The organism is Streptomyces sp. NPDC053474, assembly GCF_044544845.1.
Classification (GTDB): Bacteria; Actinomycetota; Actinomycetes; order Streptomycetales; family Streptomycetaceae; genus Streptomyces.
Window position 1 is genome coordinate 34,983 of sequence record NZ_JBITXV010000001.1, and the last position, 24,843, is coordinate 59,825.

The 24,843-nt window shown below is 71.4% G+C and carries 23 protein-coding genes and 2 tRNA genes; 7 read left to right on the forward strand and 18 right to left on the reverse strand.

The window, feature by feature from the left end:
* The first annotated feature begins 135 nt into the window (after window positions 1–135).
* The gene (locus ACIG3E_RS00165) at window positions 136–564 is read left to right on the forward strand and encodes a Fur family transcriptional regulator (RefSeq protein WP_399609417.1); all 429 of its coding nucleotides are present in this window, start codon (window positions 136–138) and stop codon (window positions 562–564) included.
* Between the two features lie 136 nt (window positions 565–700).
* On the opposite strand, the gene ACIG3E_RS00170 is transcribed toward ACIG3E_RS00165, so the two are convergent.
* The 4 genes from ACIG3E_RS00170 to ACIG3E_RS00185 all read right to left on the reverse strand — a co-directional run bounded on the left by ACIG3E_RS00170 (window position 701) and on the right by ACIG3E_RS00185 (window position 6,201).
* A tRNA-Met gene (locus tag ACIG3E_RS00170) sits at window positions 701–774 on the reverse strand.
* A gap of 232 nt (window positions 775–1,006) precedes the next feature.
* A complete protein-coding gene (locus ACIG3E_RS00175) occupies window positions 1,007–2,836 on the reverse strand; it encodes a sel1 repeat family protein (RefSeq protein ID WP_399609419.1) in 1,830 nt (609 codons plus the stop codon).
* Between the two features lie 250 nt (window positions 2,837–3,086).
* Window positions 3,087–3,160: transfer RNA gene (locus tag ACIG3E_RS00180), tRNA-Met, on the reverse strand.
* Window positions 3,161–3,240: 80 nt separating this feature from the next.
* Window positions 3,241–6,201 carry a UPF0182 family protein gene (locus ACIG3E_RS00185; RefSeq protein WP_399609421.1) on the reverse strand — a complete coding sequence of 987 codons (2,961 nt, stop codon included), beginning with the start codon at window positions 6,199–6,201 and terminating at the stop codon, window positions 3,241–3,243.
* A 126-nt stretch (window positions 6,202–6,327) separates the two neighbouring features.
* Here ACIG3E_RS00185 and ACIG3E_RS00190 point away from each other — a divergent pair, with 126 nt between their 5' ends.
* Entirely contained in the window at window positions 6,328–6,885 is a 558-nt protein-coding gene (locus tag ACIG3E_RS00190; RefSeq protein WP_399609423.1) for a PPA1309 family protein, read from the forward strand.
* 86 nt (window positions 6,886–6,971) lie between these two features.
* Here ACIG3E_RS00190 and ACIG3E_RS00195 read toward each other — a convergent pair whose 3' ends face one another.
* The 4 genes from ACIG3E_RS00195 to ACIG3E_RS00210 form a co-directional block, all read right to left on the reverse strand.
* Entirely contained in the window at window positions 6,972–8,066 is a 1,095-nt protein-coding gene (locus tag ACIG3E_RS00195; protein ID WP_399609425.1) for a PDZ domain-containing protein, read from the reverse strand.
* A gap of 102 nt (window positions 8,067–8,168) precedes the next feature.
* Window positions 8,169–8,348 carry a hypothetical protein gene (locus ACIG3E_RS00200; protein ID WP_030683279.1) on the reverse strand — a complete coding sequence of 60 codons (180 nt, stop codon included), beginning with the start codon at window positions 8,346–8,348 and terminating at the stop codon, window positions 8,169–8,171.
* Window positions 8,349–8,507: 159 nt separating this feature from the next.
* The gene (locus tag ACIG3E_RS00205; RefSeq protein WP_242722593.1) at window positions 8,508–8,972 is read right to left on the reverse strand and encodes a molybdenum cofactor biosynthesis protein MoaE; all 465 of its coding nucleotides are present in this window, start codon (window positions 8,970–8,972) and stop codon (window positions 8,508–8,510) included.
* A gap of 143 nt (window positions 8,973–9,115) precedes the next feature.
* Complete coding sequence (locus tag ACIG3E_RS00210; RefSeq protein WP_172386510.1) at window positions 9,116–10,228, reverse strand: SDR family oxidoreductase; 1,113 nt, start codon at window positions 10,226–10,228, stop codon at window positions 9,116–9,118.
* A gap of 190 nt (window positions 10,229–10,418) precedes the next feature.
* Here ACIG3E_RS00210 and ACIG3E_RS00215 point away from each other — a divergent pair, with 190 nt between their 5' ends.
* Together ACIG3E_RS00215 and ACIG3E_RS00220 are read left to right on the forward strand one after the other, a co-directional pair.
* Window positions 10,419–11,888 (forward strand): zinc-dependent metalloprotease, encoded by a 1,470-nt coding sequence (locus tag ACIG3E_RS00215; protein WP_399609427.1) that lies wholly within the window; start codon window positions 10,419–10,421, stop codon window positions 11,886–11,888.
* Entirely contained in the window at window positions 11,885–12,415 is a 531-nt protein-coding gene (locus ACIG3E_RS00220; protein WP_399609429.1) for an NUDIX hydrolase, read from the forward strand. The genes ACIG3E_RS00215 and ACIG3E_RS00220 overlap by 4 nt, the downstream gene beginning before the upstream one ends.
* Window positions 12,416–12,504: 89 nt before the next feature.
* On the opposite strand, the gene ACIG3E_RS00225 is transcribed toward ACIG3E_RS00220, so the two are convergent.
* The 4 genes from ACIG3E_RS00225 to ACIG3E_RS00240 form a co-directional block, all read right to left on the reverse strand.
* Complete coding sequence (locus tag ACIG3E_RS00225) at window positions 12,505–13,260, reverse strand: AIM24 family protein (protein WP_138961678.1); 756 nt, start codon at window positions 13,258–13,260, stop codon at window positions 12,505–12,507.
* Window positions 13,261–13,274: 14 nt separating this feature from the next.
* On the reverse strand, window positions 13,275–13,958 hold the full coding sequence (locus ACIG3E_RS00230; RefSeq protein ID WP_399609432.1) for an AIM24 family protein: 684 nt from the start codon (window positions 13,956–13,958) through the stop codon (window positions 13,275–13,277).
* A gap of 11 nt (window positions 13,959–13,969) precedes the next feature.
* The gene (locus ACIG3E_RS00235; protein ID WP_399609434.1) at window positions 13,970–15,679 is read right to left on the reverse strand and encodes a TerD family protein; all 1,710 of its coding nucleotides are present in this window, start codon (window positions 15,677–15,679) and stop codon (window positions 13,970–13,972) included.
* Between the two features lie 141 nt (window positions 15,680–15,820).
* Window positions 15,821–16,414, reverse strand: coding sequence for a M48 family metallopeptidase (locus ACIG3E_RS00240; RefSeq protein ID WP_399609436.1), 594 nt, complete (start codon window positions 16,412–16,414; stop codon window positions 15,821–15,823).
* Window positions 16,415–16,761: 347 nt separating this feature from the next.
* Between ACIG3E_RS00240 and ACIG3E_RS00245 the strand changes: the two genes are divergently transcribed.
* Together ACIG3E_RS00245 and ACIG3E_RS00250 are read left to right on the forward strand one after the other, a co-directional pair.
* Window positions 16,762–17,907, forward strand: a complete 1,146-nt coding sequence (locus tag ACIG3E_RS00245; RefSeq protein ID WP_399609438.1) for a ThiF family adenylyltransferase — start codon at window positions 16,762–16,764, stop codon at window positions 17,905–17,907.
* A 33-nt stretch (window positions 17,908–17,940) separates the two neighbouring features.
* Window positions 17,941–19,341 (forward strand): ABC1 kinase family protein, encoded by a 1,401-nt coding sequence (locus ACIG3E_RS00250; protein ID WP_399609440.1) that lies wholly within the window; start codon window positions 17,941–17,943, stop codon window positions 19,339–19,341.
* 60 nt (window positions 19,342–19,401) lie between these two features.
* Here ACIG3E_RS00250 and ACIG3E_RS00255 read toward each other — a convergent pair whose 3' ends face one another.
* The 5 genes from ACIG3E_RS00255 to ACIG3E_RS00275 form a co-directional block, all read right to left on the reverse strand.
* A complete protein-coding gene (locus ACIG3E_RS00255) occupies window positions 19,402–19,593 on the reverse strand; it encodes a hypothetical protein (RefSeq protein WP_399609441.1) in 192 nt (63 codons plus the stop codon).
* A gap of 132 nt (window positions 19,594–19,725) precedes the next feature.
* Window positions 19,726–20,049, reverse strand: coding sequence for a hypothetical protein (locus ACIG3E_RS00260; RefSeq protein WP_242722557.1), 324 nt, complete (start codon window positions 20,047–20,049; stop codon window positions 19,726–19,728).
* Window positions 20,046–20,414: a WhiB family transcriptional regulator gene (locus ACIG3E_RS00265; protein WP_030359819.1), complete on the reverse strand. Its 369-nt coding sequence runs from the start codon at window positions 20,412–20,414 to the stop codon at window positions 20,046–20,048. The genes ACIG3E_RS00260 and ACIG3E_RS00265 overlap by 4 nt, the downstream gene beginning before the upstream one ends.
* Before the next feature lie 166 nt (window positions 20,415–20,580).
* Window positions 20,581–20,910 carry a hypothetical protein gene (locus ACIG3E_RS00270; RefSeq protein ID WP_399609444.1) on the reverse strand — a complete coding sequence of 110 codons (330 nt, stop codon included), beginning with the start codon at window positions 20,908–20,910 and terminating at the stop codon, window positions 20,581–20,583.
* Between the two features lie 163 nt (window positions 20,911–21,073).
* On the reverse strand, window positions 21,074–23,281 hold the full coding sequence (locus ACIG3E_RS00275; RefSeq protein WP_399609446.1) for an ATP-dependent DNA helicase UvrD2: 2,208 nt from the start codon (window positions 23,279–23,281) through the stop codon (window positions 21,074–21,076).
* A 343-nt stretch (window positions 23,282–23,624) separates the two neighbouring features.
* On the opposite strand from ACIG3E_RS00275, the gene ACIG3E_RS00280 reads away from it, so the two are divergent.
* Entirely contained in the window at window positions 23,625–23,864 is a 240-nt protein-coding gene (locus ACIG3E_RS00280; protein WP_399609448.1) for a mycoredoxin, read from the forward strand.
* Window positions 23,865–23,880: 16 nt separating this feature from the next.
* Here ACIG3E_RS00280 and nudC read toward each other — a convergent pair whose 3' ends face one another.
* Entirely contained in the window at window positions 23,881–24,828 is a 948-nt protein-coding gene (nudC, locus tag ACIG3E_RS00285; RefSeq protein ID WP_399609450.1) for an NAD(+) diphosphatase, read from the reverse strand.
* Between the last annotated feature and the right edge of the window lie 15 nt (window positions 24,829–24,843).

Below are 24,843 nucleotides of genomic sequence, written 5' to 3' on the forward strand. Positions count from 1 at the left end.
TCCTGCGTCATTCCTGCAAGTCCTGTCCTTGGCGTCTGCCGAACTCGATCCTACGATAGACATTGTCTAAGTCAAGTGGACTTCCAAAGTCACACTCAGTCGGGACCTAGGTCCCCTGCCTGTTAGGCTGGATTCATGAGCGACCTGTTGGAACGACTGCGCGGACGCGGCTGGCGGATGACCGCACAGCGGCGCGTCGTGGCCGAGGTCCTCGATGGGGACCACGTGCATCTGACGGCGGACGAGGTGCATGCCCGTGCCGTCACGAAGCTGCCGGAGATCTCCCGGGCGACCGTCTACAACACCCTGGGCGAGCTGGTCTCGCTCGGCGAGATCCTCGAGGTCAGCACGGACCGCAGAGCCAAGCGGTACGACCCGAACGCGCACCGGCCGCACCAGCACCTGGTGTGCTCCCAGTGCGGCGCGATCCGTGACGTCCACCCGACAGGCAATCCGCTCTCGGTCCTCCCCGACTCCGAGCGCTTCGGCTTCACGATCTCGGACGTGGAGGTCACGTATCGGGGCGTGTGCCCTTCGTGTGCGACGAGCGCGGCGAGCGCCTGAGCGGACGACACGGCTGAGGCCCGGCACCCCTGGGGTGCCGGGCCTCAGCCATGCGTGCATCACCGGCCCGCGCGCGGGCGCGGCCGGAAACACCGAAGGCCCGGAACCTGATCGGTTCCGGGCCTTCGGCCTCTAGTAGCGGGGACAGGATTTGAACCTGCGACCTCTGGGTTATGAGCCCAGCGAGCTACCGAGCTGCTCCACCCCGCGTCGGTGAACCCAACAGTACGCCACGCCCACGACCAGCGCAAATCCCTTCCGCTGGCGCTCGCCCCGTGGGCAGCTGGTCCGCCCAGAGGGCGAGTGGGGCATCCCCTGCCCGAGCGGAGCCGAGAGCTTGGGGAAGGGTGGGCACAGGGCGGACCGCGACGCCGCGCAACGAACCCGCCCCGGCCCTGCACCAGGCGCCCCGCGGCAGGGCCCGGCCCCCCGCACAGGGCTCCTACGCCGACAGCTCCTGCCGCAGCGCCTCACCCAGCCGCCCCGCCCGCTCGGCCACCTCCGCGGGCCCGAGCTCCACCGCCCGCGAGGCCCACCGCTGGCCCTCGGCGAGCTGCCCCCGGCGGGCGTACAGCAGGGCGAGCCGCAGCGCGGCCCGGCCGTGCCCGGCGTCCGCGGCGCGCGTCCACCACAGCGCGGCCTCCGGCTCGCTGCCCTCGCGGGCGAGGAGCAGGCCCAGATTGAACGCGCCGTTGCGGCTCCCGGCCTCCGCCGCGAGGCGGTACCACCGCGCGGCCCCGACCACGTCGCCCCGCCCGGCGGCGAGCATCCCAACCCGCACCTGGGCCCGCCGGTGCCCCTGCTGGGCCGCGCGCTCGTACCACTCCTCGCACTCCGACTTGCGCGCCGCGGGCTCCCCGAGCGCGGGCGCGGCCGCGGCCGGGCGGCGCGCGTCGAGCACCGTGCCGAGGCGGTACGCGGCCTCCGCGCTGCCGCCGCCCGCGGCGCACCGCAGGTGCCGCTCGGCCTCCTGCTCGTCGCCCTCGCGCAGGCGTGCCGTGCCGACCTGGAGCGCCGCGTCGGTGTGCCCCGCGGCCGCGGCCCGCTCGTACCAGCGCAGCGCCGCCGTGTCGTCGCCCCGGCTCGCGTACAGGATCCCGAGGTTGAACGCGGCGTCCACGCTGCCGGCCTCGGCCGCCTTGGAGAACCACGGCTCGGCGCCGAGGGCGTCGCCGCCCTGGAGCAGCAGCACGGCGAGCGCGTTCGCCGCCTCGCGGTGTCCGGCGTAGGCGGCGCGGCGGTACCACTGGTCGGCCTGCGCGGTGCGCTTCTGCTCGGCGCAGAGCAGGCCCAGGTTGTACGCGCCGTTCACGTCGCCCGCGTCGAGTGCCGCGCGGTACCAGCGCTCGGCGGTCTGGGTCTCGCCGCGCTCGGCGTGCAGCGCGCCCAGGGCGTTGGCCGCGTTGCCGTCGCCGTCCTGGGCGGCCTTGAGCCACCACACGGCGGCGTTCGTCTCGTCGCCCGCGTCGCGCAGCAGGAAGCCGAGGGCGCAGGCGGCCTTGGCCTCGCCGTCCTTGGCGGAGGTCAGGTACCAGCGCCCGGCCTCCTTGAGGTCGCCGCGCTTCTCCAGGATGGCGCCGAGGTGCAGCGCGGCACGGCGGTGGCCGCGCGCGGCGGCCTGGCGGTACCACTGCTCGGCCTCGTCGAGCGGCGAGCGGCCCGCGTCGGGGCGGGCGCCGACCTCGCCGGGCGGCTCCTGCTCGGCACGCCGGTCGAGGGCGCGCGCCAGGCGGTAGGCCGCCTCGCGGTGACCGCGCTCGGCGGCGGTGCGCATCCAGCGCTCCGCGCCGACGTCGCCCCGGTGCTCCAGGAGGTCGGCGAGCGCGTACGCGCCGAGGGTGTGGCCCTGCTCGGCGGACTGGCGCAGCCAGTACTCGGCCGCGGGCTCGTCGCCGCGCTCGCGGTGGTGCCTGCCGAGCGCGTGGGCCGCGGCGGCCGAGCCCGCGACGGCGGCGATCCGCCACCATCCGGCGGCCTCCTCGACATAGCCGCGCTGGTGCAGGAGGACACCCAGGTTGTTGGCCGCGGCGCGGTCACCGGCGGCGGTCGCCGCGCGCAGCAAGGATTCGGCGCCGTCGAGATCGCCGCGGCGCAGCAGCAGGCTTCCCAGGACGCTCATCGCGTCCACGTCCCCGGCCTCGGCCGCGACCCGGTGCTGCATCTCTTCCGCGGCGGCCCCCGGATCGTCGGCGACCCCCGGATCGTCCCGGTCGGCCGACGGCACAAAACGCCCAGTCTCCAACAGAGTTGCCTTGTCCCCCATAACGTCCATCGTCGCACCACCTGCAACCTGGGTACACCTGGTATACCGCAGCCAGTGAGGTCACTTCAGCGTTTTGTCGACATGCCCACAGAGAGATAAGTGAAACACAGCTTCCCTCAACTCCCCCCGCCCGGACCACTCTTCGCACGAACCCCACATCACTGGCATGGGACACCGGCATGAACGCATCACGGAGGGGGCGCGCCGGGCATGACGAAGGCCCGGATCCTGTGATCAGGATCCGGGCCTTCGTCGCGAGTAGCGGGGACAGGATTTGAACCTGCGACCTCTGGGTTATGAGCCCAGCGAGCTACCGAGCTGCTCCACCCCGCGCCGTTGTGTACGTCACCGTATCACGGCGCGGGGTGGGTGCCGCGCGCTGTCCGCGCGCCCCGGGCGTCCCCGGTGAGCGGCTATCCGCCGTCGCCCCCGCCCTTGTCGTTCTTCCCGCCCTTGTCGCCCTTCTTCGGCTGGTCGGACTGGGCGTCCTCGGCGCGCTCCAGGGCCTCCTGGAGCTTGGCCTGGGCCTTGCCGTAGGCCTCCCAGTCGTCGTCCTTGAGGGCCTCCTTGCCTTCGTCGATCGCCTTCTGGGCGTCGTCGATGGCCTTCTGGAGGTCGGGGTTGTCCGACGTCGGCGGCTTCTCCTTGTCGGGCTTCTCCTTGTCACCGCTGCCCGGTTTGTCCGGTGGCTCGACGGGAGTCGCCCCTTCGGTTCCGAAGACCACGTTGAGCGCCTTGTCCAGGGTGCTCTCGAAGGCGATCTTGTCTCCGTAGGTGACGAGGACGCGCTTCAGGAGGGGGTACTTGAGCCCACCGCCCTTGACGTAGACCGGCTCCACGTAGAGCAGGCCGCCGTCCAGGGGCACGGTAAGGAGATTGCCGTAGTCGACTTCGGAGTCGCCGCCCTTGAGGAGTCTGATCTGCTCCGCGATGTCCTTGTCGGAGTTGAACTGACTCTGGACGAGCTTCGGACCGTCGACCGTTCTGTCGGTCGGCATCTTCAAGATCTGCATCTTGCCGTAGTCCGGTGAGCCCGCGTCCGCGTTGACCGCCATGAAGGCGCTCAGGTTGTTCCGCTTGTTGGGCACGAAGGTCGTCGTCAGCGAGAAGTCCTGCTTCTTGCCGCCGGGCATCTTCATGCTCAGGTAGTACGGCGGGACGGCGCTGGACGTCTGGTTCGTCGGGTCGCTCGGGACCTCCCACACCTCGCTGCCGCTGAGGAACGTGTCGGCGTCCTTCACGTGGTAGCGGGTGAGCAGCTCGCGCTGGACCTTGAACAGGTCCTGCGGGTAGCGCAGGTGGTCCATCAGGGCCGGCGAGATCTCGCTCTTGTCCTTGACGGTGTCCGGGAACGCCTTGCGCCACGTCTTCAGAATGGGGTCCTTGGTGTCCCACTCGTACAACTTGACGTCACCGCTGTACGCGTCGACGGTCGCCTTCACCGAGTTGCGGATGTAGTTGACCTGGTTTTGCTGGGCGACCACCTGGCGCTGGTTGTTCCGCGCCGTCAGGGAGTCGGCCGTGGTGTCGCCGAGCGTGGTGCGCGACGCGTACGGATAGCCGTTCGTCGTCGTGTAGGCGTCGACGATCCACTGGATCTTGCCGTCGACCACCGCCGGGTAGGCGTCGCCGTCGATCGTCAGCCAGGGGGCCACCGCCTCGACGCGCTCCTTGGGCGTGCGGTTGTACAGGATCCGCGAGCCCTCGCCGATCGCGCCCGAGTACAGCATCTGGGGCTCGCCGAACGACACCGCGTACGCGGCCCTGTTCAGCGGATTGGAGAGGTTGACGCCGCTCTTGCCCTGGTAGCTGGTCGTCTTCTCGCCGCTGTCGTCCGAGTAGTCGATCTCCTTCTGCGGACCGCCGACGATCGAGTACTGGGTGGTCTTCTCGCCGTAGTAGATGCGCTGCTGGTACCGCGGCAGGCTGCCCTTGGAGGGCAGGTCGGACTCGGTGAAGACCGGCTCGCCCGACCCCTTCGCCTCCGTGCCCTTGGCCGCGACAACGCCGTAGCCGTGGGTGTAGCGGAAGTGGTCGTTGATCCAGTTGTTCTTCTGGACGCCGTTCAGGTCCAGCTCGCGCAGGCCGATGACGGTGTCCTGCTCCTTGCCGTCCTTGTCCTTGTAGCGGTCGACGTCCAGGTTCGACGGGAAGCCGTAGTAGGCCTTCATCTGCTGGAGCTGCTGGAAGGTCGGCGAGACGATGTTCGGGTCGAGCAGGCGGAAGCTGGCGGCGTCGGTCGCGGCGGTGCGCAGCTTGGAGGTGTCCTTGGTGGTGCTCACGCCCAGGTACTTCTTCACATCGGTGCCGCCGATGTCGTACGCCTCGCGCGTCGCTTCCAGGTTCTTCTCGACGTACGGGGCTTCCTTCGCCTGCTCGTTCGGCTGGACCTGGAACTTCTGGACGATGGCCGGGTACAGGCCGCCGATCAGGATCGCGGAGAGCACCATCAGGCCGAAGCCGATGACCGGCAGCTGCCAGGTGCGCCGCCACAGCGTGGCGAAGAACAGCAGCGCGCAGATGACGGCGATGCAGAACAGGATCGTCTTCGCCGGCAGATAGGCGTTGGCGTCTACGTACCTGAGGCCCGTCCAGTTGTCGGTCGCCTTGAAGTCACTGGACTTCACCGCGAGGCCGTACCGGTCGAGCCAGTACGCGACGGCCTTGAGGGCCACGAAGATGCCGATCAGCACCGAGAGGTGCCCGGTCGCCGCGGCCGTGGCCCGGCCGCCGGGGCTGGTGATGCGCAGGCCGCCGTACAGGTAGTGCGTCAGGGCGGCGGCGATCACCGAGAGGACCGTGGCCGCGAAGCCGAAGCCCAGCAGGAAGCGGTACCAGGGCAGGTCGAAGGCGAAGAAGGAGACGTCCAGGTGGAACTGGGGGTCCTTCTGGCCGAACGGCACGCCGTTGACCCACATCAGCCAGGTGCGCCACTGGCCCGCGGCGGAGGCGCCCGCGATGAGGCCGACGAGCGCGGTGATCCCGATGAGGAGCCACTTCTTGAACGGCGCGATCGCCATGCGGTACCGGTCGAGGCTCTGCTGCTCCATCGACATGGCGCTCAGCGGCGGGCGCAGCCGGTGCGCCAGCCAGATGTTCACCCCGACCGCGGCCGCCATGAGGAGGCCGAAGACGAAGAACAGGCCGATCTTGGTCGACAGGGTCGTCGTGAAGACCGATGAGTAGCCGACCGAGCGGAACCAGAGCCAGTCCGTCCAGAACCCCGCGAACATGACGAACGCCATGGCCAGCACGGCCAGGACGCCGAGCGTCAAAAGCAGGGTCCGGACACGACGGGACGGTCGGCCCACTCTGATCCGTGGCCCCGTCGGGCCTCCGCCGCGGTCCGGCATCTGGAAAGCCAAGGTGCGCACCTCGAAGTTCGCTGTAGCTGTAGCAGTGGCTGAATCGGGCCCCGCGATCGTAGAGCCCACTGATGCAACTTACCGACGCTTTACTCAGTTCCCGTTCCGGGGTCTGAACCAGGCAGGATATTGGGCATGCCCAACGTTTCCCCCTCCGGCCCTCCGATGGCCGCGAGCCCGCTCACCCGCGCCGTGCTCGAAATCGACGAGTACGTCGCGAGCCTCGGCTGGGATCAGCCCGCCCGTCTCTTCGCCCTGGTGGACACCGCGCGACTGCGCACCCAGGAGCCCGGCCTCGCCGACCGCCTCGGCCTCCCCGACGACGGCTCGGCCGCGCCGCTCACCCCCATCGAGCAGGAGGAGCTGCCCGCCGGAGCCGCGCTCGACGAGTTCCTCGGCACCATCGCCTGGCCCGACTCCGTCGCGGGCTGCGCCCTCACCGTGGAGCGCCTGATGCTCCCGCCGTCCGCGGAGGCGTCCGTTCCGCAGCAGCTGAGCGAGAAGCAGCTCGCCGCGTGGGTGGCCAAGCACCCCGAGCGCCAGGAGGTCCGCATGACGGTCGCGGTACTGCGCGACGGCGCGCGCGACTCGGCCCTGCGGCTGCGCGAGAAGGACTCCGCCACGGAGGTCCTGACCGGCTCCGACCTGGTGCCGGGCCTCGCGGACGCGCTGTCCGCCACGTTCGCGGAGTAGCCGCTCCGCGGGCGCTCCACAGCATCTGACCGGGTACGTGGCCGGGGCCGGGGCCGACCGCCCCGGCCGCGGCCGTTTCCGAGGGCTCAGCCCTTGGTGCACTGCGGCAGGCCTGCGGTGTCTCCCTTGCGGATCTTGTCGAGGGACTTCACCGCGTCGCCGATGGTGTCGACCTTGACCAGCGTGAGCCCGTCGGGGACGTCCTTCGCGGCACTCGCGCAGTTGTCCTTGGGCGTGAGGAAGTACTCCGCGCCCTTGTCGCGCGCGCCCACGGTCTTCATCTCGATGCCGCCGATCGGGCCGACCTTGCCGTCGTCGTCGATCGTGCCGGTGCCCGCGACGAACTTGCCGCCCGTGAGGTCACCGGGCGTGATCTTGTCGACGATCCCGAGCGCGAACATCAGGCCCGCGCTGGGCCCGCCCACGTCGGCGAGCTTGATGTCGATGGTGAACGGGAAGGTGTGGTCGGTCCCGGCCTGGATGCCGACGATCGCCCGGGCCTTGCCCTCGTCGTCGGACTTATCCGTGGTGATCTTGATGTCCTCGGTCTTGGTCGGCGCCTTGCCCGCCTTCTCGGCGGCGGCCGCCTCCTTGACCGGTACGACCGTGAACGTGACGGCCTCACCGGGCTTGTGCCGGGTGACGAGCTTCGCGACGTCCGTGGTCTTCTTCACGGCCGTGCCGTCCACGCTCTTGATGACGTCGCCCGCGTGCAGCCGGCCCTCGGCCGGGCTGTCCTTGAAGACGCTGCCCACGACCACCTGGGACTTCACCGGGATGTCCAGCTCCTTGAGGGCGGCGACCTTCGCGCTCTCCTGGGACTGGCTGAACTCCTCGGCGTTCTCCCGGGTCGACTCCTGCTCGGTCTTGCCGTCCGGGTACAGCGTCTCGTGGGGCACGACGATGTTGTCGTGCGAGAGCCAGCCGTAGACGGCCTCGGCGAGGTTCATCTTGTAGTCGGCGCTGGTGACCCGGACCGTCGTCATGTTCAGGTGCCCGGTCGTCGGGTACGTCTTGCGGCCTGAGATCTGGAGTACCGGCTCGCCGTCGTGGTCACCCAGGGTGTTCACCGTCGGCCCGGGGGACATCTCCGAGTACGGCACTTTGATGAGCACTCCCGCGCAGAGCAGCGCGATGAGCATCAGGGTGGAGGCGAGCAGCGTCGCCGTGCGGCGTGGCATGGAACGACAGTACGGGACAGTCCTGTGAGGGCACCCCCGGGGCCGGTCCGTCCGGGCGGGCAGGCCGCTGGGCGGTCCCCCGGGCGTCGCGGGGACCGCGGATCAGACGGCGTCGGTACCCGAGTGGGTCTTCTCCATCGCCTTGCGGAACGCCGCGTAGCCGTTCAGCTCGCTGATGTCGCCGGTCTTCCCGCTCTCGCGGTTGCGATGGGCCAAAAGGGCCCACAGACCAGCGCCGACCGCCGCCAGAAGTGGAATGAGCAACCAGGCAAGTGATGCCATGTCGACCTCCCGACCCCATGAGCGACCACAACTGACTGATCAGCAGATTAACCCGCCGCTCCGACAACGCTCACGGCAGGGGTCCGGTTACGCAACCGGAGTTCCGCGGACGCGCCACCCGCGGAGTCCTCGTGCGCGGGCCGACTCATCGGACAGGCGCTAGCAGGCGCCGACCCACTCCTCCTGGCCGTCGGAGAACGTCTGGTGCTTCCAGATGGGCACCTCGTGCTTGAGGTCGTCGATCAGCTTGCGGCAGGCCGCGAAGGCCTCGGCCCGGTGCGGGCAGGAGACGGCGACGACGACCGCGAGGTCACCGACGGTGAGGGCGCCGACGCGGTGCACGGCGGCCAGGGCGCGCACGGGGAAGTCCGCGACGACCTTCTCCGCCACCCGCCGCAGCTCGGCCTCGGCGGTGGGGTGACTGGAGTACGCGAGCGCGTCCACGTCGGCGCCCCCGTCGTGGTTGCGCACCGTCCCGACGAACAGGGCCGTGCCGCCCGCGGCGTCGTCACCGACGGCCCGGAAGACCTCGTCCAGCGACAGCGGAGTGTCCCGGACGGCCAGCAGCCGGATCGGCTCGTCGGCGGCCTGCTCACCCGGGTGATCGATCGGAGTACGTGCCATGGGGCCATGGTGCCGCACCCGACGGACCCGACGGAATAGCGCTATCCCCCAGGCCCCCCACCCGCCACTTGGCCTTCCCTACGACCCGGCACAGGCCCCTAGGAAGGGCCCTTTGGAGGGGGCTCAGGGCCCCAGGAGGGCCCTCAGAGCCGTCGCCGCGCCTTCCGGGCCCGCCGCACCAGGGCGGCGGTACCCAGCAGGGCCACGGTGGCCCCCGCGGCCCCCGCCGCCGTCGCGTCCTTGCGCCCGAGCCGCCGCCCCGCCACGGTCCGCCGCCCCGCGACCTCCTCAAGGAGCTCCGCGAGGACCTCCTCGTTGGTCCACTGCGGCCGCCACCCCGCGTCGTGCAGCCGACTGCCGCTGACGACCCAGGGGTACATCGTGTACGCGAGGTCCCCCGCCGGGGACGGCGTCAGCCCGATGCGGTGCAGCCGCGCGGCCGCCCCGAGGGCGACGGCGGACGGCAGCTCCATGCGCCGGATCCCGCTGAGCTCCTCGACCTCCTCCTGCTCCAGCCACCCGTCGCAGCCGACGGCCAGCTCGCCCTCGACCTTCTCCAGGACGGCGTACTCCAGGGCGCTGCACAGGTCCTCGACGTGGCAGAACTGCCACGCGGGCCGGGACCCGGCGACGACGAGCAGCCGGGGCGACTCGAAGTACCGGGTCAGCGCGGTGTCGGTGCCGCCGACGAGCACGGCGGGCCGCACCACGGTGACGTTCAGACCGGGGTGGGCCCGGGGCGCGCGCCGGGCGAGGCGCTCGATCTCCAGGAGGTCGCCGACGCCGGTGGCCTCCGCGGTGGCCCGCAATTCGGCGTCTTCGGAGAGGGGCAGTTCGTTCTCGGCGAGCGCTCCGTAGACCATCGCCGAGGTGCACAGGACGACCCGGTGCACCCCCGCGGCGGCGGCCGCCGTCAGAACGGTCTGCGTACCCCGTACGTTGTACGCGGTACGGGCCGCCCCGTCGGTCTCCAGGTCGAGGTCGAGCGCGAGGTGCACGACGACGTCCACGCCGCGCAGTTTCTCGGCGATCGCTGGGTCGCGGACGTCCAGGATGTGCCACTGGGCCGCCGCGCACTCGCCGCGCCGCTCGTCGATGGCCACGACCTGCTTGATCTCGTCGGACTCTGCCAGGCGCTCGGTCAGCAGCGCGCCGACGCCCGCCGCGGCGCCGGTCACGGCGACGACAGGCCCGCGTACGGGGGCCGGGGTCGAAGGGTTTCGCGCTGCGCGAACCTGCGGATCTGGGGAACTCACCGGGCGTCTCCAGCGGTTGTCTTCAGTACGTATGCGAATGACGCGTACGTACCAGGTGGCATCCATCCTGCCGCAGCCCCCGAGGCGGCGAAGCACCGAGGCCCGATCCCGTCACGGTGTCTACGCTGGGTGGTGTTGTCGGGCAGCCGCCGCCGGACCCATCCGGTGGCCTTACGAGCCGAGGAAACCCGTGAGTGACACCCCATTCGGATTCGGCCTTCCGCCGGAGGAGCCGGAGGACGGCGACGAGGGCAAGAAGAAGGACACCCCCGGAGGGGGACAGGGTTCCGGTGGCCCCGGGAACCCGTTCGGCTTCGGTGTGCCCGGTCTGGGCGGCCCCGGCGGGGACAACCCGTTCGCCGCGATGTTCGGTTCCATGAACCCCAGCGACCTGGGCGCCGCCTTCCAGCAGCTCGGCCAGATGCTGTCGTACGAGGGCGGTCCCGTGAACTGGGACATGGCCAAGGACATCGCCCGCCAGACCGTCGCCCAGGGCACGGCGGACGGCACCAAGGACGCCAGCGTCGGGCCCGCCGAGCGGACCGCCGTCGAGGAGGCCGTGCGCCTGGCCGACCTCTGGCTGGACGACGCCACCTCCCTGCCGTCCGGCTCCGGCACCGCCGTGGCCTGGAGCCGCGCCGAGTGGGTCGAGGCGACCCTGCCGGCGTGGAAGGAGCTCGTCGACCCCGTCGCCGAGCGCGTCGGCGTGGCCATGGGCGACGTCCTGCCCGAGGAGATGCAGGCCATGGCGGGCCCGCTGATCGGCATGATGCGCTCCATGGGCGGCGCCATGTTCGGCCAGCAGATCGGCCAGGCCGTGGGTGTCCTCGCGGGCGAGGTCGTGGGCTCCACGGACGTCGGCCTGCCCCTCGGCCCGGCGGGCCGCGCGGCCCTCCTGCCGGTGAACGTGACCGCGTTCGGCAAGGACCTCAGCGTCCCCATGGACGAGGTGCGGCTGTATCTGGCCCTGCGCGAGGCCGCCCACCAGCGGCTCTTCGCGCACGTGCCGTGGCTGCGCTCGCACCTGTTCGGCGCCGTCGAGGGCTACGCCCGCGGGATCAAGGTCGACACGAGCAAGCTGGAAGACGTCGTCGGCCAGTTCGACCCGCAGAACCCTGAGCAGCTTCAGGAAGCCCTCCAGCAGGGCATGTTCCAGCCCGAGGACTCCCCCGAGCAGAAGGCCGCCCTGGCCCGCCTGGAGACGGCCCTGGCGCTCGTGGAGGGCTGGGTGGACGCGGTCGTGCACGCGGCGGCCAAGCCGCGCCTGTCGTCGGCCGACGCGCTGCGTGAGACGCTGCGCCGCCGCCGTGCCACCGGCGGGCCCGCCGAGCAGACGTTCGCGACGCTCATCGGCCTGGAGCTGCGCCCGCGCCGCCTGCGGGACGCCTCGCGCCTGTGGGCCTCGCTCACGGACGCGCGCGGTGTCGACGGCCGCGACGGCCTGTGGGCGCACCCGGACATGCTCCCGACGGCGTCCGACCTGGACGACCCGGACGGCTTCGTGCACCGCGAGCAGCTGGACTTCTCCGAGCTGGACAAGATGCTCGGCGAGGCCGCGCACGGCGGCGCCGCCGGCAAGCCGGACCTCACGAAGGGCGACGACTCCGCCGAGGGCGGCTCCCCCGAGTCCCCCGAGGACAAGGACGACGACGGCAAGTGACTCTGTACGACGACGCGGTGCTCGTCCTGAAGGCGTACGAGCACCAGGAAGACCTGCGGCAGTACTACGTAGACCATCTGTCGGCCCACCCGGACGACGGCATGTGGAAGGCCTGCACGGACGGCCATGTGACGGCCAGCGCGCTGGTCGTCGACCCGGCCCGCGGGCGCGTGCTGCTCACGCTGCACAAGAAGCTGGGCATGTGGCTCCAGATGGGCGGCCACTGCGAGCCGGACGACCGCACCCTCGCCGAGGCGGCGCTGCGCGAGGCCACCGAGGAGTCCGGAGTCCAGGGCCTGAGCCTGCTGCCGGGCGGCCCGGTGCGCCTGGACCGCCATCCGATCCCGGGCCCCTGCACGCAGCACCTGGACGTGCAGTACGCCGCCCTCGCGCCGCCCGGCGCGGTGGAGGCGATCAGCGACGAGTCCCTGGACCTGCGCTGGTTCGCGTACGACGAGGTGGCGGACGTGGCCGACACGTCCGTCGTCCGGCTCGTGGAGGCCACGCGGGAGCGCCTGTCGGTGTGACGGCCTCCTAAAGAGGCGGCATGGGTAAGGGGCGGTCGCCATGGCGACCGCCCCTTACCCATAGGCGTCGGAGCCCAGAGGGGCCGGGCTCAGTTCCAGACGTTGCTCTGGTTCTGCCCCCGGGCGCCCTGCTGGCCCATGCCGAACTGGGCGCGTGCCCCCTGGCCGATCTGGGCGTGCTGCGGCGGCAGCAGCTCGCTGGGCTGCACGAGCGCGTAGCCCTGCCCCATGAAGCTGAGCTCCCAGCCCTCGCCGGTGTTGCCGCGGCGCCGCCACACGCCCGAGGAATGCGTCTGCGCCTGCATCTGCACCCGCAGCCCGCTGGACCAGGCGACGATCGCGTCCGCGTCGGCGTTGACGTACCGGTCGGGGGTGACCTGGAGCATCAGCGGCTGCCCGGAGGTCATCAGGGCGACCTTGCCGCGCCCGGTGATGTTCAGCTGGTACTTGCCGGAGCCGGAGATCCCGTACTGGCTGTCCACCGCGATCACCTGGTGGGACAGCGAGGAGTCCATGGCGAGGACGTAGGAGCTGTCCACCGTCAGGCCGTCCTGCTCCACGTCCACGACGTGGATGTACTGGGCGAGGTTCGCGAAGTAGACGGTGCCCTGGCCGTGGCAGCGCATCAGGTCCAGGCCCTCGCCCGTGTGCGCCCGGGCCCGCCGCTGCCCGCCGGACTGGAACTCGGCGTCGAACTCGATGAGCCCCTGGTAGGCGACCATGGCGCCCTTGCGGGCGAGCACGTCGTCGTGGCCCTCCAGGGCGACGCGCAGCAGCTGCGGGTTCTGGACGGTGTAGCGCTCCTGGGACTGCTGCTCGGAGTGCGCGAAAAGCGAGCTCTGCATGGTGGTGCTCCCCCTCAGCTCCGGATCCGGAGGCGGTCGGTGCTGTCCTCACTGGGCTGTACGACGACGATGCCCTCCCCGGAGAAGCCCATCTGGTAGGCCTCGCCGCTGCCGCGCCCGATCAGGGAACCGGCCTTGAAGCTGCGCTTGCCCTTCACCTTCAGGTTCGGCGACCAGGCGATCAGGGCGTCGGGGTCCACGTACGTCTCGTCCTCGCCGCGGCCGCACTCGACGACGATGGGCGTGCCGCGCGAGGTCAGCGCCACCCAGCCCTGCCCGGAGACCTTGATGTTCCACAGGCCCTGGCCCGCGAACTTCGCGAGGCCCTTGACCCGCTCGACGCCCCACTGGAGGCTCGCGTCGAAGGCGAGGAGGTTGGTGCCGTTGACCGAGAGCGAGTCACCCGCCAGGTTGATGACGACGACGTCCGCCCCGTAGTCGGCGAGGTACAGCAGGCCGTCTCCGGAGCACTTCATCAGGGGCGCGCCCTCGCCGGTGATCCAGTCGCGGGCGATCTGGCGGACGGCGGGCGGGTTCGGCTCGTACTGCACGAACCCTTCGTAGGCGACCATCGACCCCACGCGCGCGAAGAGGTCGTTTCCGGTCTGCATGGCCACCTTGAGCATGTGGTGGCCGTGGTTCTCCATGCGGGCGGCCACCGGGGCCGGGGCGAAGCCCGCGAGCTGGTGCTGGTTCATGACGGGCTCCCTCAGACCTCGTACGGCTGGACGACGATGAAGTTGCCGGGCGCGCCGCGGAACTGGAGGTTCACGCTCTCCCCCGTGGCGCCCGCGGAGGCGTTCGCCCGCAGCCTGACCTGGCTGGACACGATCGCCTGTGCGGCGGCCGACCAGGCGACGACGGCGTGGCAGTCAGCGAAGGTGGTCGGGGTCACCGGCAGCACGACGGGCATGCCGTGCGTCTTCACGACGACGGTGCCGCTCCCCTGGAACTGCATGACGAACAGCGCGCCCCCGGGGATGCCGTGGCCCTCGATGCGGCGCACCTCGTGCTGGAGGGACTCGTCGAAGGCGAGGACGTTCTCCGCGGAGACGCAGATGGCGTCCCCCTGGAGCTCGATGGGGTGCAGATGGGTGCCCTCTTCGGCGAGGAAGACCTGGCCGCGGCCCGTACAGCGCATCAGCTGCATCTCCTGGCCGGTGGCGTTGCCCACGACGCGGCCCGCGAAGCCCGCGCCCTTGTAGCTGAACTCGACCTTGCCCTGGTAGAGCACCATGCTGCCCTGCCGGGCGAGCACGGGCTGGCCGCCGACGTTCAGGTCGATGCGGACCAGCTTCTCGTTCTGCTGCGTCCAGCGCTGGCCCGTGCCCGCCTCGCGGTACTTCTGCAGGGCGGCGGCCACACCGGCGCCCTGCGGGGCCGCTGCCGGGACACCCTGCGCGAAGGGCGGCGGGGCCTGGCCGGGCACCGGCGCCGGAGGCTGCTGGCCGTAGCCGGGCGGCACAGGCGCGGCGGGCTGGCCGTACCCCGGGGGCGGCGGCGCGGACGGCTGGCCGTAGCCGGGCGGCAGGGGTGCCGAGGGCTGCTGGCCGTAGCCGGGCTGCTGGCCGTACGGCGCGGGGGCCGGGGGCGGCACCGGGGCGCCCGGCTGGCCCAGCGGGGCCACGATGGTCTGCGCGGAGTGCATCGACGGTGCGGGCGGGACCGGCGCGGGCGGGACCTGCGCGGGCGGGGGCGTCGCGTTCGCCGGGGGCGGGGTGTGCGGCACGGGCGCCGGGGCGGGCGCGGGGGCCGGGGCGGGGGTCGGAGCCGCCGGGGCGGGGGCCGCCGGGGCCGGAGCCGCGAAGGCAGGCGGCGGCGTGGCGCCACCGGGCGGTGCGAAACCGGGCACCTGGGCCGGGGCCTGCGGCTCGGACGCCGCGGGCTCCTCCTCGGCGACCTCGCCGCCGAAGTTCCGCAGCAGCGCGTCCAGGCCGCCGTCGAAGCCCTGCCCGATCGCGGCGAACCGCCACACGTCCTTCAGATAGAAGTCGCCGAGCATCAGCGCCCGCTCGGTGGAGAACTCCGAGCCGTCGAAGGCGTACCGGGCCACCTCTTCGCCGCCCGCCACGATCCGGATGTAGCCGGAGGTGAGCTGGGACATCTGCCCGGCACCATCGATCGCAGCAGTGAACGACAGCTTCTGGATCTGCGGCGGGATCCGGTCGAGGGTGACGCGGAAGGACTCGTTGTCACCGGCCTGCGCGCCCAGGAGCTGCAGCGACTCCTCCGGGGACTTCGGCTGGTTGAAGAAGATGAAGTAGCGGTCGTCGGACAGCCGCTCGTCCGCGTCGAGGCCGAAGCAGCTGATGTCGAACGTCAGCCCGGGGGCAGCGATGTGCACGCCGACGTACAGGTCGGTCCCCGCGGTGAGGTCACTGATCTTGGCCTTATGGCCGCGTTGGAATTCCCTGGGCATACGTAACGACCGTCCCCCATCCCGATGGTGAATGCGTCGCGCCAGGCTAACCGCAAAGTCCGACAGCGGACGAAGCCGGTACAGACCCGGTACACAACCACCGCGGGGTGCCCCGCCCGCCCTGCCGCGCCGAGGCGCCGGTCACTCCTCCCGGGCGGCGGGCAGGTGCGGCAGCCGGTCCGCGGCCGCCACTCCTTCGAGGTAGCCGCGGGCGCGCTCCGTGCGCGGATAGGCCTCCAGGAGCTGCCAGAAACGCGGCCCGTGCCCCGGAACCAGCAAATGCGCGAGCTCGTGGACCAGGACGTAGTCGACCACGTACTCGGGCATGCCCTGCAACCGGTGCGACAGGCGGATGCTGCCCTCCGAGGGCGTGCACGAGCCCCACCGGGTGTTCTGATTCGTCACCCAGCGCACGGACGTGGGACGCGCCCTGCCGTCGAAGAACTGCTCCGAGAGCCGCCGCGCCCGCTCGGCGAGCTCACTGTCGCCGAGGACCCGCTTGCTCTCCTGCGCGGCCAGTTTGTCCAGCATGACGGTCACCCAACGCTGCTCCTCCGCCTCGGACATCCGGGCGGGGATGAGGACGACCGTGCGGTCCCCCTCGCGGTACGCCGAGACCGTTCTGCGTCGGCGGGCGCTCCGCCGCACCTCGACCGCGGTCGCCGCCGGGCCGGACGACGGCGGGCTGGTCGCGCTGCGCTGTGGACTTCCGCGGTGCAGTGGGTCGACGGGCACGCCTTGACGTTACCCGTTCGACAAGCGGGAAGTCCCGCCTCCGGGACGGTTCGGTATCGATCCCCTCCCCGTGCGCTCGATTAGCTCGATTAGTACGACAAGCACTCACCGCCTGTGGACAACCCCGAGCACGCCCCGGCCCGGACGGGCATGCTGACCGTCGAACGGCAACGTCTCGCCACACGACTCGTCCACACGGCACGGCGCCGCACGACGCATTACGACGCATTACGACGAACTAAGACGAACTAAGACGAACTACGAAACACCAGACGCACGACGACACCACACGGCACGACTCGGCTCGGCTCGGCACCACTCGGCTCGGCATGACACGGGGGGAACACATGCATCCGATCCTCAAGCCCGCGCTACGACGCGGCTGGCGCGATCTCAACACCGTCCAGTTCGGGGTGACACCCGCCCACGCCCGCGTTCTCGGCCCCGTGGACACCGCGACAGGCAGCTTCCTCACGCTCCTCGACGGCACTCGGGGCCTGCCCCTGCTGCGCGCGGAAGCCACGAGAATGGGCCTGCCGGACGGACACGTGGACGCGCTGCTCCAGCGCCTGGACCACGCCGGTCTGCTCGACGACGCCACGGGCGGCGGCCCGGCAGCCGAAGCCCTGCGCGCCCGCCCGGACACCATGGACCGGCTGCGCCCGGACCTGGCCGCCCTGTCGGCCGTCACCCCCCGCCCCCACGACGCCATCCGCAAACTGGCCGCCCGGCGGGCCACCCGCGTACGCGTGCAGGGCACCGGCCGCGTGGGCGCGGTCTTGGCGTCGGTCCTGTCCGGCGCGGGGGTCGGCCAGGTGGACGCGCGGGACGGAGGGTGCGTCGAACCCTGGGACATCGCTCCCGGCGGGCTGCCCGCCGACTCCGTCGGCCAGCGCAGGGACGCGGCGGCCCGCCGGGCCGCACGCCAAGCCGCGCCGGGCCGCCCGCCACGGCACCCCGAGGACAGAGCCGACAGCGAGCACCCTCTGTCCCTGGTCCTGCTCACCCCGCGCGACGGCCTCGACGCCTACGCCCCGGCTCCGTCCGGAGCAGAACCACTGCTCGCCGCCGGAACCCCGCACCTGTACGCGGGCGTGATCGAGGGCACGGGCGTGGTCGGCCCCCTGGTGCTGCCGGGTGTGAGCGCCTGCGCGGGCTGCCTCGCCCTGACCGAGACGGATCGCGACCCCGCCTGGCCACGCATGCTGGCACAGTGGCACTCGGGACACCGGCGCCAGGTGCCCGCCTGCGACCTGGCCCTGTCCACCACCGTGGCTGGCCTCGCGGCGGCACACGCACTGGCCTTCCTGGACGGCGCGGCACCCTCCCTCACGGGAGTCCGCTGGCTGACGGCGGCACCGCGCTACGCCTGGCGCGCCCAGCGCGTACCGGCGCACGCTACTTGCCCGTGTGGGGCGAGTGAGCGCGTTAAGAGGGAGGACACCGCCGTGGATCGAGAGCCACACGGGACAATGACCGGTGTCACCGCCTGAGAGGGCGCGGCTGTCTGGGACTTGGAGGGGCGCATGTCTGATCTTCCCCGGAAGGCGGTTACCCGTACCGCCAAACTGGCCGCGCTGCCGCTCGGCTTCGCGGGCCGCGCGACCTGGGGGCTCGGCAAGAGAATCGGCGGCAAGTCGGCGGAAATCGTGGGCCGTGAGCTGCAACAACGCACGGCGGAGCAGCTGTTCAAGGTGCTCGGCGAGCTGAAGGGCGGGGCGATGAAGTTCGGGCAGGCCATGTCCGTCTTCGAATCGGCCCTGCCGGAGGAGGTCGCCGGTCCCTACCGCGCGGCCCTGACCAAACTCCAGGAAGCCGCGCCGCCGATGCCGACCCGCACCGTGCACACCGTGCTCGCGGAGCGGCTCGGCGAGGACTGGCGGGAGCTGTTCCTGGAGTTCGAGGACAAGCCCGCCGCGGCCGCCTCGATCGGCCAGGTGCACCGGGCCGTATGGGCGGACGGCCGCGACGTCGCGGTGAAGGTCCAGTACCCGGGAGCGGGCGAAGCACTGCTCTCGGACCTGAACCAACTGGGCCGCTTCGCCCGGGTCCTTGGCCCGCTGATCCCCGGCATGGACATCAAGCCCCTCATCGCGGAGCTGCGCGACCGCGTCTCCGAGGAGCTGGACTACGACCTGGAGGCACAGGCCCAGCGCGCCCACGCCGAGGAGTTCGCGGACGACCCTGACGTGGTCGTGCCCGACGTGGTCCACCAGAGTGAGCAGGTCCTGGTGACGGAGTGGATCGACGGCGTGCCGCTGGCCGACGTGATCACCGACGGCTCGCAGGAGGAGCGGGACCGGGCGGGCCAGCTCCTCGCCCGCTTCCTGTTCTCAGGACCGGCCCGCACCGGCCTGCTGCACGCCGACCCGCACCCCGGGAACTTCCGCCTGCTGCCGGGCGAGAAGGGCGAATGGCGGCTCGGCGTCCTGGACTTCGGCACAGTGGACCGGCTGCCCGGCGGACTGCCCCCGACGATCGGCCGCTCCCTGCGGATGACGGTCGAGGGGCAGGCCGACGCGGTCTACGAGATGCTGTGCGAAGAAGGCTTCGTCAAGGACTCCGTCGACCTGGAGCCGGAAGCGGTCCTCGACTATCTGCTGCCGATCATCGAACCCGCCCTCGCGGACGAGTTCACCTTCACCCGCGGCTGGATGCGCAGCCAGGCGACACGCGTGGCCGATCCCCGCTCCCCCGCCCACCAGTTGGGCAAACAGCTGAACCTCCCGCCGTCGTACCTGCTGATACACCGCGTGACGCTCAGCACCATCGGCGTCCTGTGCCAGCTGGGCGCGACCGTACGCATGCGGGACGAGCTGGAGGAGTGGGTCCCCGGATTCCTGCCGGACGACGAACCGGCGGAACAGGAGGAGCAGCACGACCCGAGCGGCGGCCAGGAGCTGGACGACGCGGCGGCTGAGGCATGACCTGACGCGGGGGTGGGGAGGGGGCGGGGGGGAGGGGGAAGCCCCCCCCCGAGGCGTCGGTCACCACCAGGCCGAGTCGAGTCTCCCCTCAATGGCCCGAATGTTCTCCCGCGCGCAGGTGTCGCAGAAGTAGTGGCGGATGCCGTTCTCCACGGAGCAGGTCCAGGTGGGGGGCCGGCCGTCGGCGACCGTGCCGCAGCGGGAGCACACGAGGTTCTCGGTGTCCGCAGGTTGAGAAGGCTGCTGGTCCACTCGGCGACCTTATCGCCGTCGCCGGGTGATCGGCGGGCACAACGCACCGCGGGGGCCGGTCCGTTCGGACCGGCCCCCGCTGGGTTCGCCGGGAAGCTCGCCGGAGCTTCCGGTTGCCGTGTGGCGGCGGATCTACTGCATGACCGCCATGGCGAGCGCGCGGCGGGCGCGCAGCGAGGCGCGCTCGGCGCGGCGCTGCATGCGGCGGGCCGCGATCAGGCGGACGGCCGGGCGTTGCTGCTCGGCCTCACGCAGTCGCTCGTGCATATGCGCACGGGCCATGGCTTCTGGGATGAGTTGCATCTCTCGGGTCCTGTTCTGGCGCGAGCGGGTCGCGCCGGTGGGGGTGAAGTCTGGGGTCGCGGAGCCGGTGGGCTCACTCGCGGGTGCCTTCATCGGGGCCTGCTTCTTCGGGTCGTGCGTCAGGGGGCGATCGATCGTTCCGGCGGTACTCATGCCACTACCGGGTTCTTCCGCGGACGGCCACGCGGGCGCTTGCGGGCTACGACGACGCCCTGGACGAACAGCTCACCGCCCCAGACACCCCACGGCTCACGCCGCTCCTTGGCGCCGGCGAGGCAGGCCTCCATCAGCGGGCAGGTGCGGCAGAGCGACTTGGCGTACTCGACGTCGGCCGGGGACTCCGCGAAGAAGACCTCGGGGTCGTAGGCGCGGCAGGGGACGGGTACGCCGAGGTTCTCGATGGCGTCGTCGAGCGCGGTGAGCGCGGTGAGGGGAGTCAAGGTCGGGTCCTCCGTGGGTGCGGGCGGGGGGAGCGTGTCTGAAGGCGGTACGGACGGGGCGTGCGCTTCGAGTTGCACGGGTGTTCTTCCTCGTCTGGTCGTTCCGGCCGGGGTCGGCCGGTTGGCGGCTGGTACCGGGTCTTGCTGTGGCCCCTTCGGTCTGTCTCCCTGTTTTGGGGAAAACAGAAGGGCCGCGGATCCCGGGTGGGGTTCCGCGGCCCTGAAGGCGCCGGTCTGATCGAGATCAGACTGGATCACTCCAGGGTTCGAGCCCACGGAAGGCCCACATCGTGTGGTGCTGCGTCGTCTGCTTCCGGAATCCGGCACCGGCCGCCGCGAAGGCATAGGCCTGCGCCTGTGCCGCCGCTACTGCTGCTTCCGGTGCCTGGGTCGGTCGCTCATTGCCTTCACGGATCTGGAGACCCATGGCAGGCAGGGAGGCAGCCGGACGAACGGCGGCGTTGCCGACGGACAGACCGGTGCTCTGGTGCGAGAAGCCGAGCAGGCAGGAGGCGACGACCGAGCGATCGGTCATTTTGGCGGTGCTGATGAAGCTCTCGTTGATGCTGATCACTGGATTCGCCTCCTCTCGGCGTCTAGGGGATCGGCCGGGGCCGATCCTTCGGACTGACAAGTACAGCACGGAACCGGGGCTCCGGAGAAGCCCGCCGTTTCCGTGTTAAGAACCTATGGGGATTGCTGGCGCATGCGCAAACTATTTTTTCGACGAGTTTGAATCAGTTCGCCTCGCCACCGTCGGCAACCTCCTGACCTGCGCAAATGGCCAGGACGTCGGCTCCGTAGGTGCGTACCTTGCGCTGGCCGACGCCGGGGATGCGGGCGAGCTCGCCCTCCTCCTCGGGCACGGACTCGGCGATGGCGATCAAGGTTTTGTCCGTGAAGAGGCAGAACGGGGGCTGTCCGATGCGTCGCGCGTGCCCCGCGCGCCACTCCCACAGGCGTTCGTAGAGTCCTTCGTCCATGTCGGACGGGCAGTCCTCGCACCGCATGAGTTTCATCTCACCGGCGTCGGTGAGGGTGCGGCCGCAGACGCGGCAGCGGGCCGGGGTGCGGCTGGTGCGGCGGCGGGCTCGGGGGCCGCCGGGTTCGGTGCCGCCGCCCGTGCCGCGCTCGATGCCGCCCGTGCCGCCCGCCGCGCGCGTCCCGGCGGTCGCGCCCGAGCCGGGGCGCAGTCCGTCGAGGAACCGGGTGGCCCTGCGGTTGGGGCGCCCGCCCGGGGAGCGGGACACCGCCCAGGACAGGTGGAGGTGGGCCCGGGCGCGGGTCACGCCGACGTAGAGGAGGCGGCGCTCCTCCTCGACCTGTTCGTCGGTCTTGGCGTAGGTGATCGGCATCATGCCTTCGGCGAGGCCGACCAGGAACACGGCGTCCCACTCCAGGCCCTTGGCGGCGTGCAGGGAGGCGAGGGTGACGCCTTCGACGGTGGGGGCGTGCTGGGCGGCGGCGCGCTCGTCCAGTTCGGCCACGAGGTCGGCGAGGGTGGCGGCGGGGTTGGCGCGGGCGAAGTCCTCGGCGAGGCGCACGAGGGCGGCCAGGGACTCCCAGCGGTCGCGGACGGCGCCGGAGCCCGCGGGGGGTTCGGTGGTCCAGCCCTTGGTGGAGAGGACGGCGCGGACCTGGGAGGGCAGGTCGACGACGTCGTCGAGGAGGGCGTCGTTGCCGCCGAAGCGGGCGGCGCCGCGCAGGGCCGCGCCCGCCTCGCGGACCTCGGTGCGTTCGAAGAAGCGCTCGGCGCCGCGGAGCTGGTAGGGGATGCCCGCGTCGGCGAGGGCCTGTTCGTAGATCTCCGACTGGGAGTTCGTGCGGAACAGGATGGCGATCTCGCTGGCGGGGACGCCGTCGGTCATGAGGGCGCGGATGCGGCGGGCGGCGCCTTCGGCTTCGGCGGGTTCGTCCGGGTACTCCGTGTAGACGGGGTCCGCGGCGGGTTCGCGCTGGGAGACGAGTTCCAGGCGGTGGTCGGCGGCGCGGCCGCGGGCCTGGGCGAGGAGGCCGTTGGCGAGGCGGACGACCTGGGGGGTGGAGCGGTAGTCCCGGACGAGTTTGACGACGGTCGCGCCGGGGTGGCGGGTGCGGAAGTCGAGGAGGTGGTCGGGGGTGGCGCCGGTGAAGGAGTAGATGGTCTGGCTGGCGTCGCCGACGACGCAGAGGCTGTCGCGCTCGCCGAGCCACAGCTCCAGGAGGCGCTGCTGGAGCGGGCTGACGTCCTGGTACTCGTCGACGACGAAGTGCTGGTACTGGGAGCGGACCTGTTCGGCGATGTCGTGGCGGTCCTGGAGGATGCCGACGGCCAGGAGCAGGACGTCTTCGAAGTCGATGACGGAGCGGTCTCGCTTGAGGTCTTCGTAGGCCGCGTAGAGCTGGGAGATCTCGGCGGGGTCGCGGGGGGTTTCGCGGCCCGCTCTGGCGGCCGCGGCGGCGTAGTCCGCGGGGACGGTCTGGGTGACCTTGGACCATTCGATCTCGCCGGTCGCGTCCCGCAGTTCGTTGCGGTCGAGGCGGATGCGGCAGGCGGCCGCGGCGTCGGCGACGAGTTGGATCTTGCGTTCCACGAGTCGGGGCAGGGAGCCGCCGACGGCCTTGGGCCAGAAGTACTGGAGCTGGCGCAGGGCGGCGGAGTGGAAGGTGCGGGCCTGGACGCCGTGGGCGCCGAGCTGGCGCAGTCGGCCGCGCATCTCGCCCGCGGCGCGGTTGGTGAAGGTGACGGCGAGCACGCTGGCGGGCTGGAGGATGCCCGCGCGCACTCCGTACGCGATGCGGTGGGTGATGGCGCGGGTCTTGCCCGTGCCCGCGCCGGCGAGCACGCAGACCGGCCCGTGCAGGGCGGTGGCGACCTCGCGCTGCTCGGGGTCGAGCCCGTCGAGCACCGCGTCGGCCGAGTCCGGGACCCGCGGGAAGAGGGTGGAGTGCGTTGCTGCTGTCACCCCTCAATGCTGCCAGTTCCTGTGGGGCGCGTGAGCGGGGTTATCCACAGGGTGGCGGTCGCAGTCGTATTAATGCGGGGGCATGTCTGAGTGTCGGTTGACCCGGGGCGTGTCCGGGTGTCGGTTGATCCGGGGGGATCCGGGGGCGCGGCTTGGTGCCCGTTGGTCCCGGGGTTTTCTCCTGGTGCCGGAGTGCGGGCTCTGGCGAGGGAGACGCGGGGGTGCGCTCTGCCGGGAGGGGCGTGGGTGTGGGAATGGCGGCGGGCTCGCGTACGTTCGACTGGGTGCGACGACGCACCCGAAGTGCGATGACGCACCCCGAGCCGTGAAGGAGCGCGAAGACATGCCGGGCACCGTGACGATGTACAGCACCACCTGGTGCGGCTACTGCCGCAGGCTGAAGAGCCAGATGGACCGCGAGGGCATCGCGTACACCGAGGTCAACATCGAGCAGGACCCGGAGTCCGCCGCGTTCGTCGAGAAGGCGAACGGGGGGAACCAGACGGTTCCCACCGTTCTCTTCCCGGACGGCTCGACGCTGACGAACCCCTCGCTGGCGCAGGTGAAGCAGAAGCTCGCCTAGGTCCCCAGGGGCCGGGTCAGGCCGCCGCGCCGGGGCGTGGCAGGGACTCGCCGTACCAGAGTTCGATCAGGCGGGCCGCGATCGAGATGCCGTAGGGAGGCAGGACCTCCCCGGACTCGAACGCGGCCCGCAGGTCGTCGCGGGAGAACCAGCGGGCCTCGTGGATCTCCTCGCCGTCGACGTTGATCTCCGAGGAGGTGGCCTGGGCCATGAAGCCGAGCATGAGGCTGGACGGGAACGGCCAGGGCTGGCTGGTGACGTACTCGACGTCGCCGACGGTGACGCCCGCCTCTTCCCAGACCTCGCGGCGTACGGACTGCTCGATGGACTCGCCGGGCTCCACGAAGCCCGCGAGCGTGGAGAAGCGGCCTTCTGGCCAGTGGACCTGGCGGCCGAGGAGGGCGCGGTCCTTGTCGTCCGTCACGAGCATGATCACGGCGGGGTCGGTGCGCGGGTAGTGTTCGGCGCCGCAGGCCTGGCAGCGGCGGATGTGGCCGGCGGCCGCGATGACGGTGCGCTCGCCGCAGCGGGAGCAGAAGCGGTGCATGCGCTGCCAGTTCTCCAGGGCGACGGCGTGCACCATCAGGCCCGCGTCGCGGGGTGACAGGAGCAGGCCCGCCTCGCGCAGTCCGGCGGCGCGTGCGGAGGCGTCCATGCGGCCGGGCAGGGTGTCCTTCTGGAGGGCGAAGTAGCTCACGCCGTCGTCGTCGGTGCCCAGGAAGTAGCGGTGGGCTTCGGTGAGGGGCGCTTCGAAGCTGGGGGTCATCACCAGTTCGGTGCGGCCGTCGGGGGTCTCGTCGATGAGGACCTGGCCGCCGGAGACCACGAAGACGCGTGTCGAGGGGTGGCTCCACGCGGCGGCGAGCCAGGCCTCGTCGAGGCGGTGGTGGGCCGCGCGGTCGATGCCGCTCGGCGCGGTGAGCGAGACGGGGCGGTCTGCGGCGCGGTCGGTCCAGGTGGTCACTGGTACTTCCAACTC

Coding starts and splice junctions, on each gene's coding strand:
- ACIG3E_RS00165 (WP_399609417.1), top strand. CDS start 136: ATGAGCGACCTGTTGGAACGACTGCGCGGACGCGGCTGGCGGATGACC.
- ACIG3E_RS00175 (WP_399609419.1), bottom strand. CDS start 2,836: ATGGACGTTATGGGGGACAAGGCAACTCTGTTGGAGACTGGGCGTTTT.
- ACIG3E_RS00190 (WP_399609423.1), top strand. CDS start 6,328: ATGCCCAACGTTTCCCCCTCCGGCCCTCCGATGGCCGCGAGCCCGCTC.
- ACIG3E_RS00195 (WP_399609425.1), bottom strand. CDS start 8,066: ATGCCACGCCGCACGGCGACGCTGCTCGCCTCCACCCTGATGCTCATC.
- ACIG3E_RS00200 (WP_030683279.1), bottom strand. CDS start 8,348: ATGGCATCACTTGCCTGGTTGCTCATTCCACTTCTGGCGGCGGTCGGC.
- ACIG3E_RS00205 (WP_242722593.1), bottom strand. CDS start 8,972: ATGGCACGTACTCCGATCGATCACCCGGGTGAGCAGGCCGCCGACGAG.
- ACIG3E_RS00225 (WP_138961678.1), bottom strand. CDS start 13,260: ATGCAGAGCTCGCTTTTCGCGCACTCCGAGCAGCAGTCCCAGGAGCGC.
- ACIG3E_RS00230 (WP_399609432.1), bottom strand. CDS start 13,958: ATGAACCAGCACCAGCTCGCGGGCTTCGCCCCGGCCCCGGTGGCCGCC.
- ACIG3E_RS00235 (WP_399609434.1), bottom strand. CDS start 15,679: ATGCCCAGGGAATTCCAACGCGGCCATAAGGCCAAGATCAGTGACCTC.
- ACIG3E_RS00245 (WP_399609438.1), top strand. CDS start 16,762: ATGCATCCGATCCTCAAGCCCGCGCTACGACGCGGCTGGCGCGATCTC.
- ACIG3E_RS00250 (WP_399609440.1), top strand. CDS start 17,941: ATGTCTGATCTTCCCCGGAAGGCGGTTACCCGTACCGCCAAACTGGCC.
- ACIG3E_RS00260 (WP_242722557.1), bottom strand. CDS start 20,049: ATGAGTACCGCCGGAACGATCGATCGCCCCCTGACGCACGACCCGAAG.
- ACIG3E_RS00280 (WP_399609448.1), top strand. CDS start 23,625: ATGCCGGGCACCGTGACGATGTACAGCACCACCTGGTGCGGCTACTGC.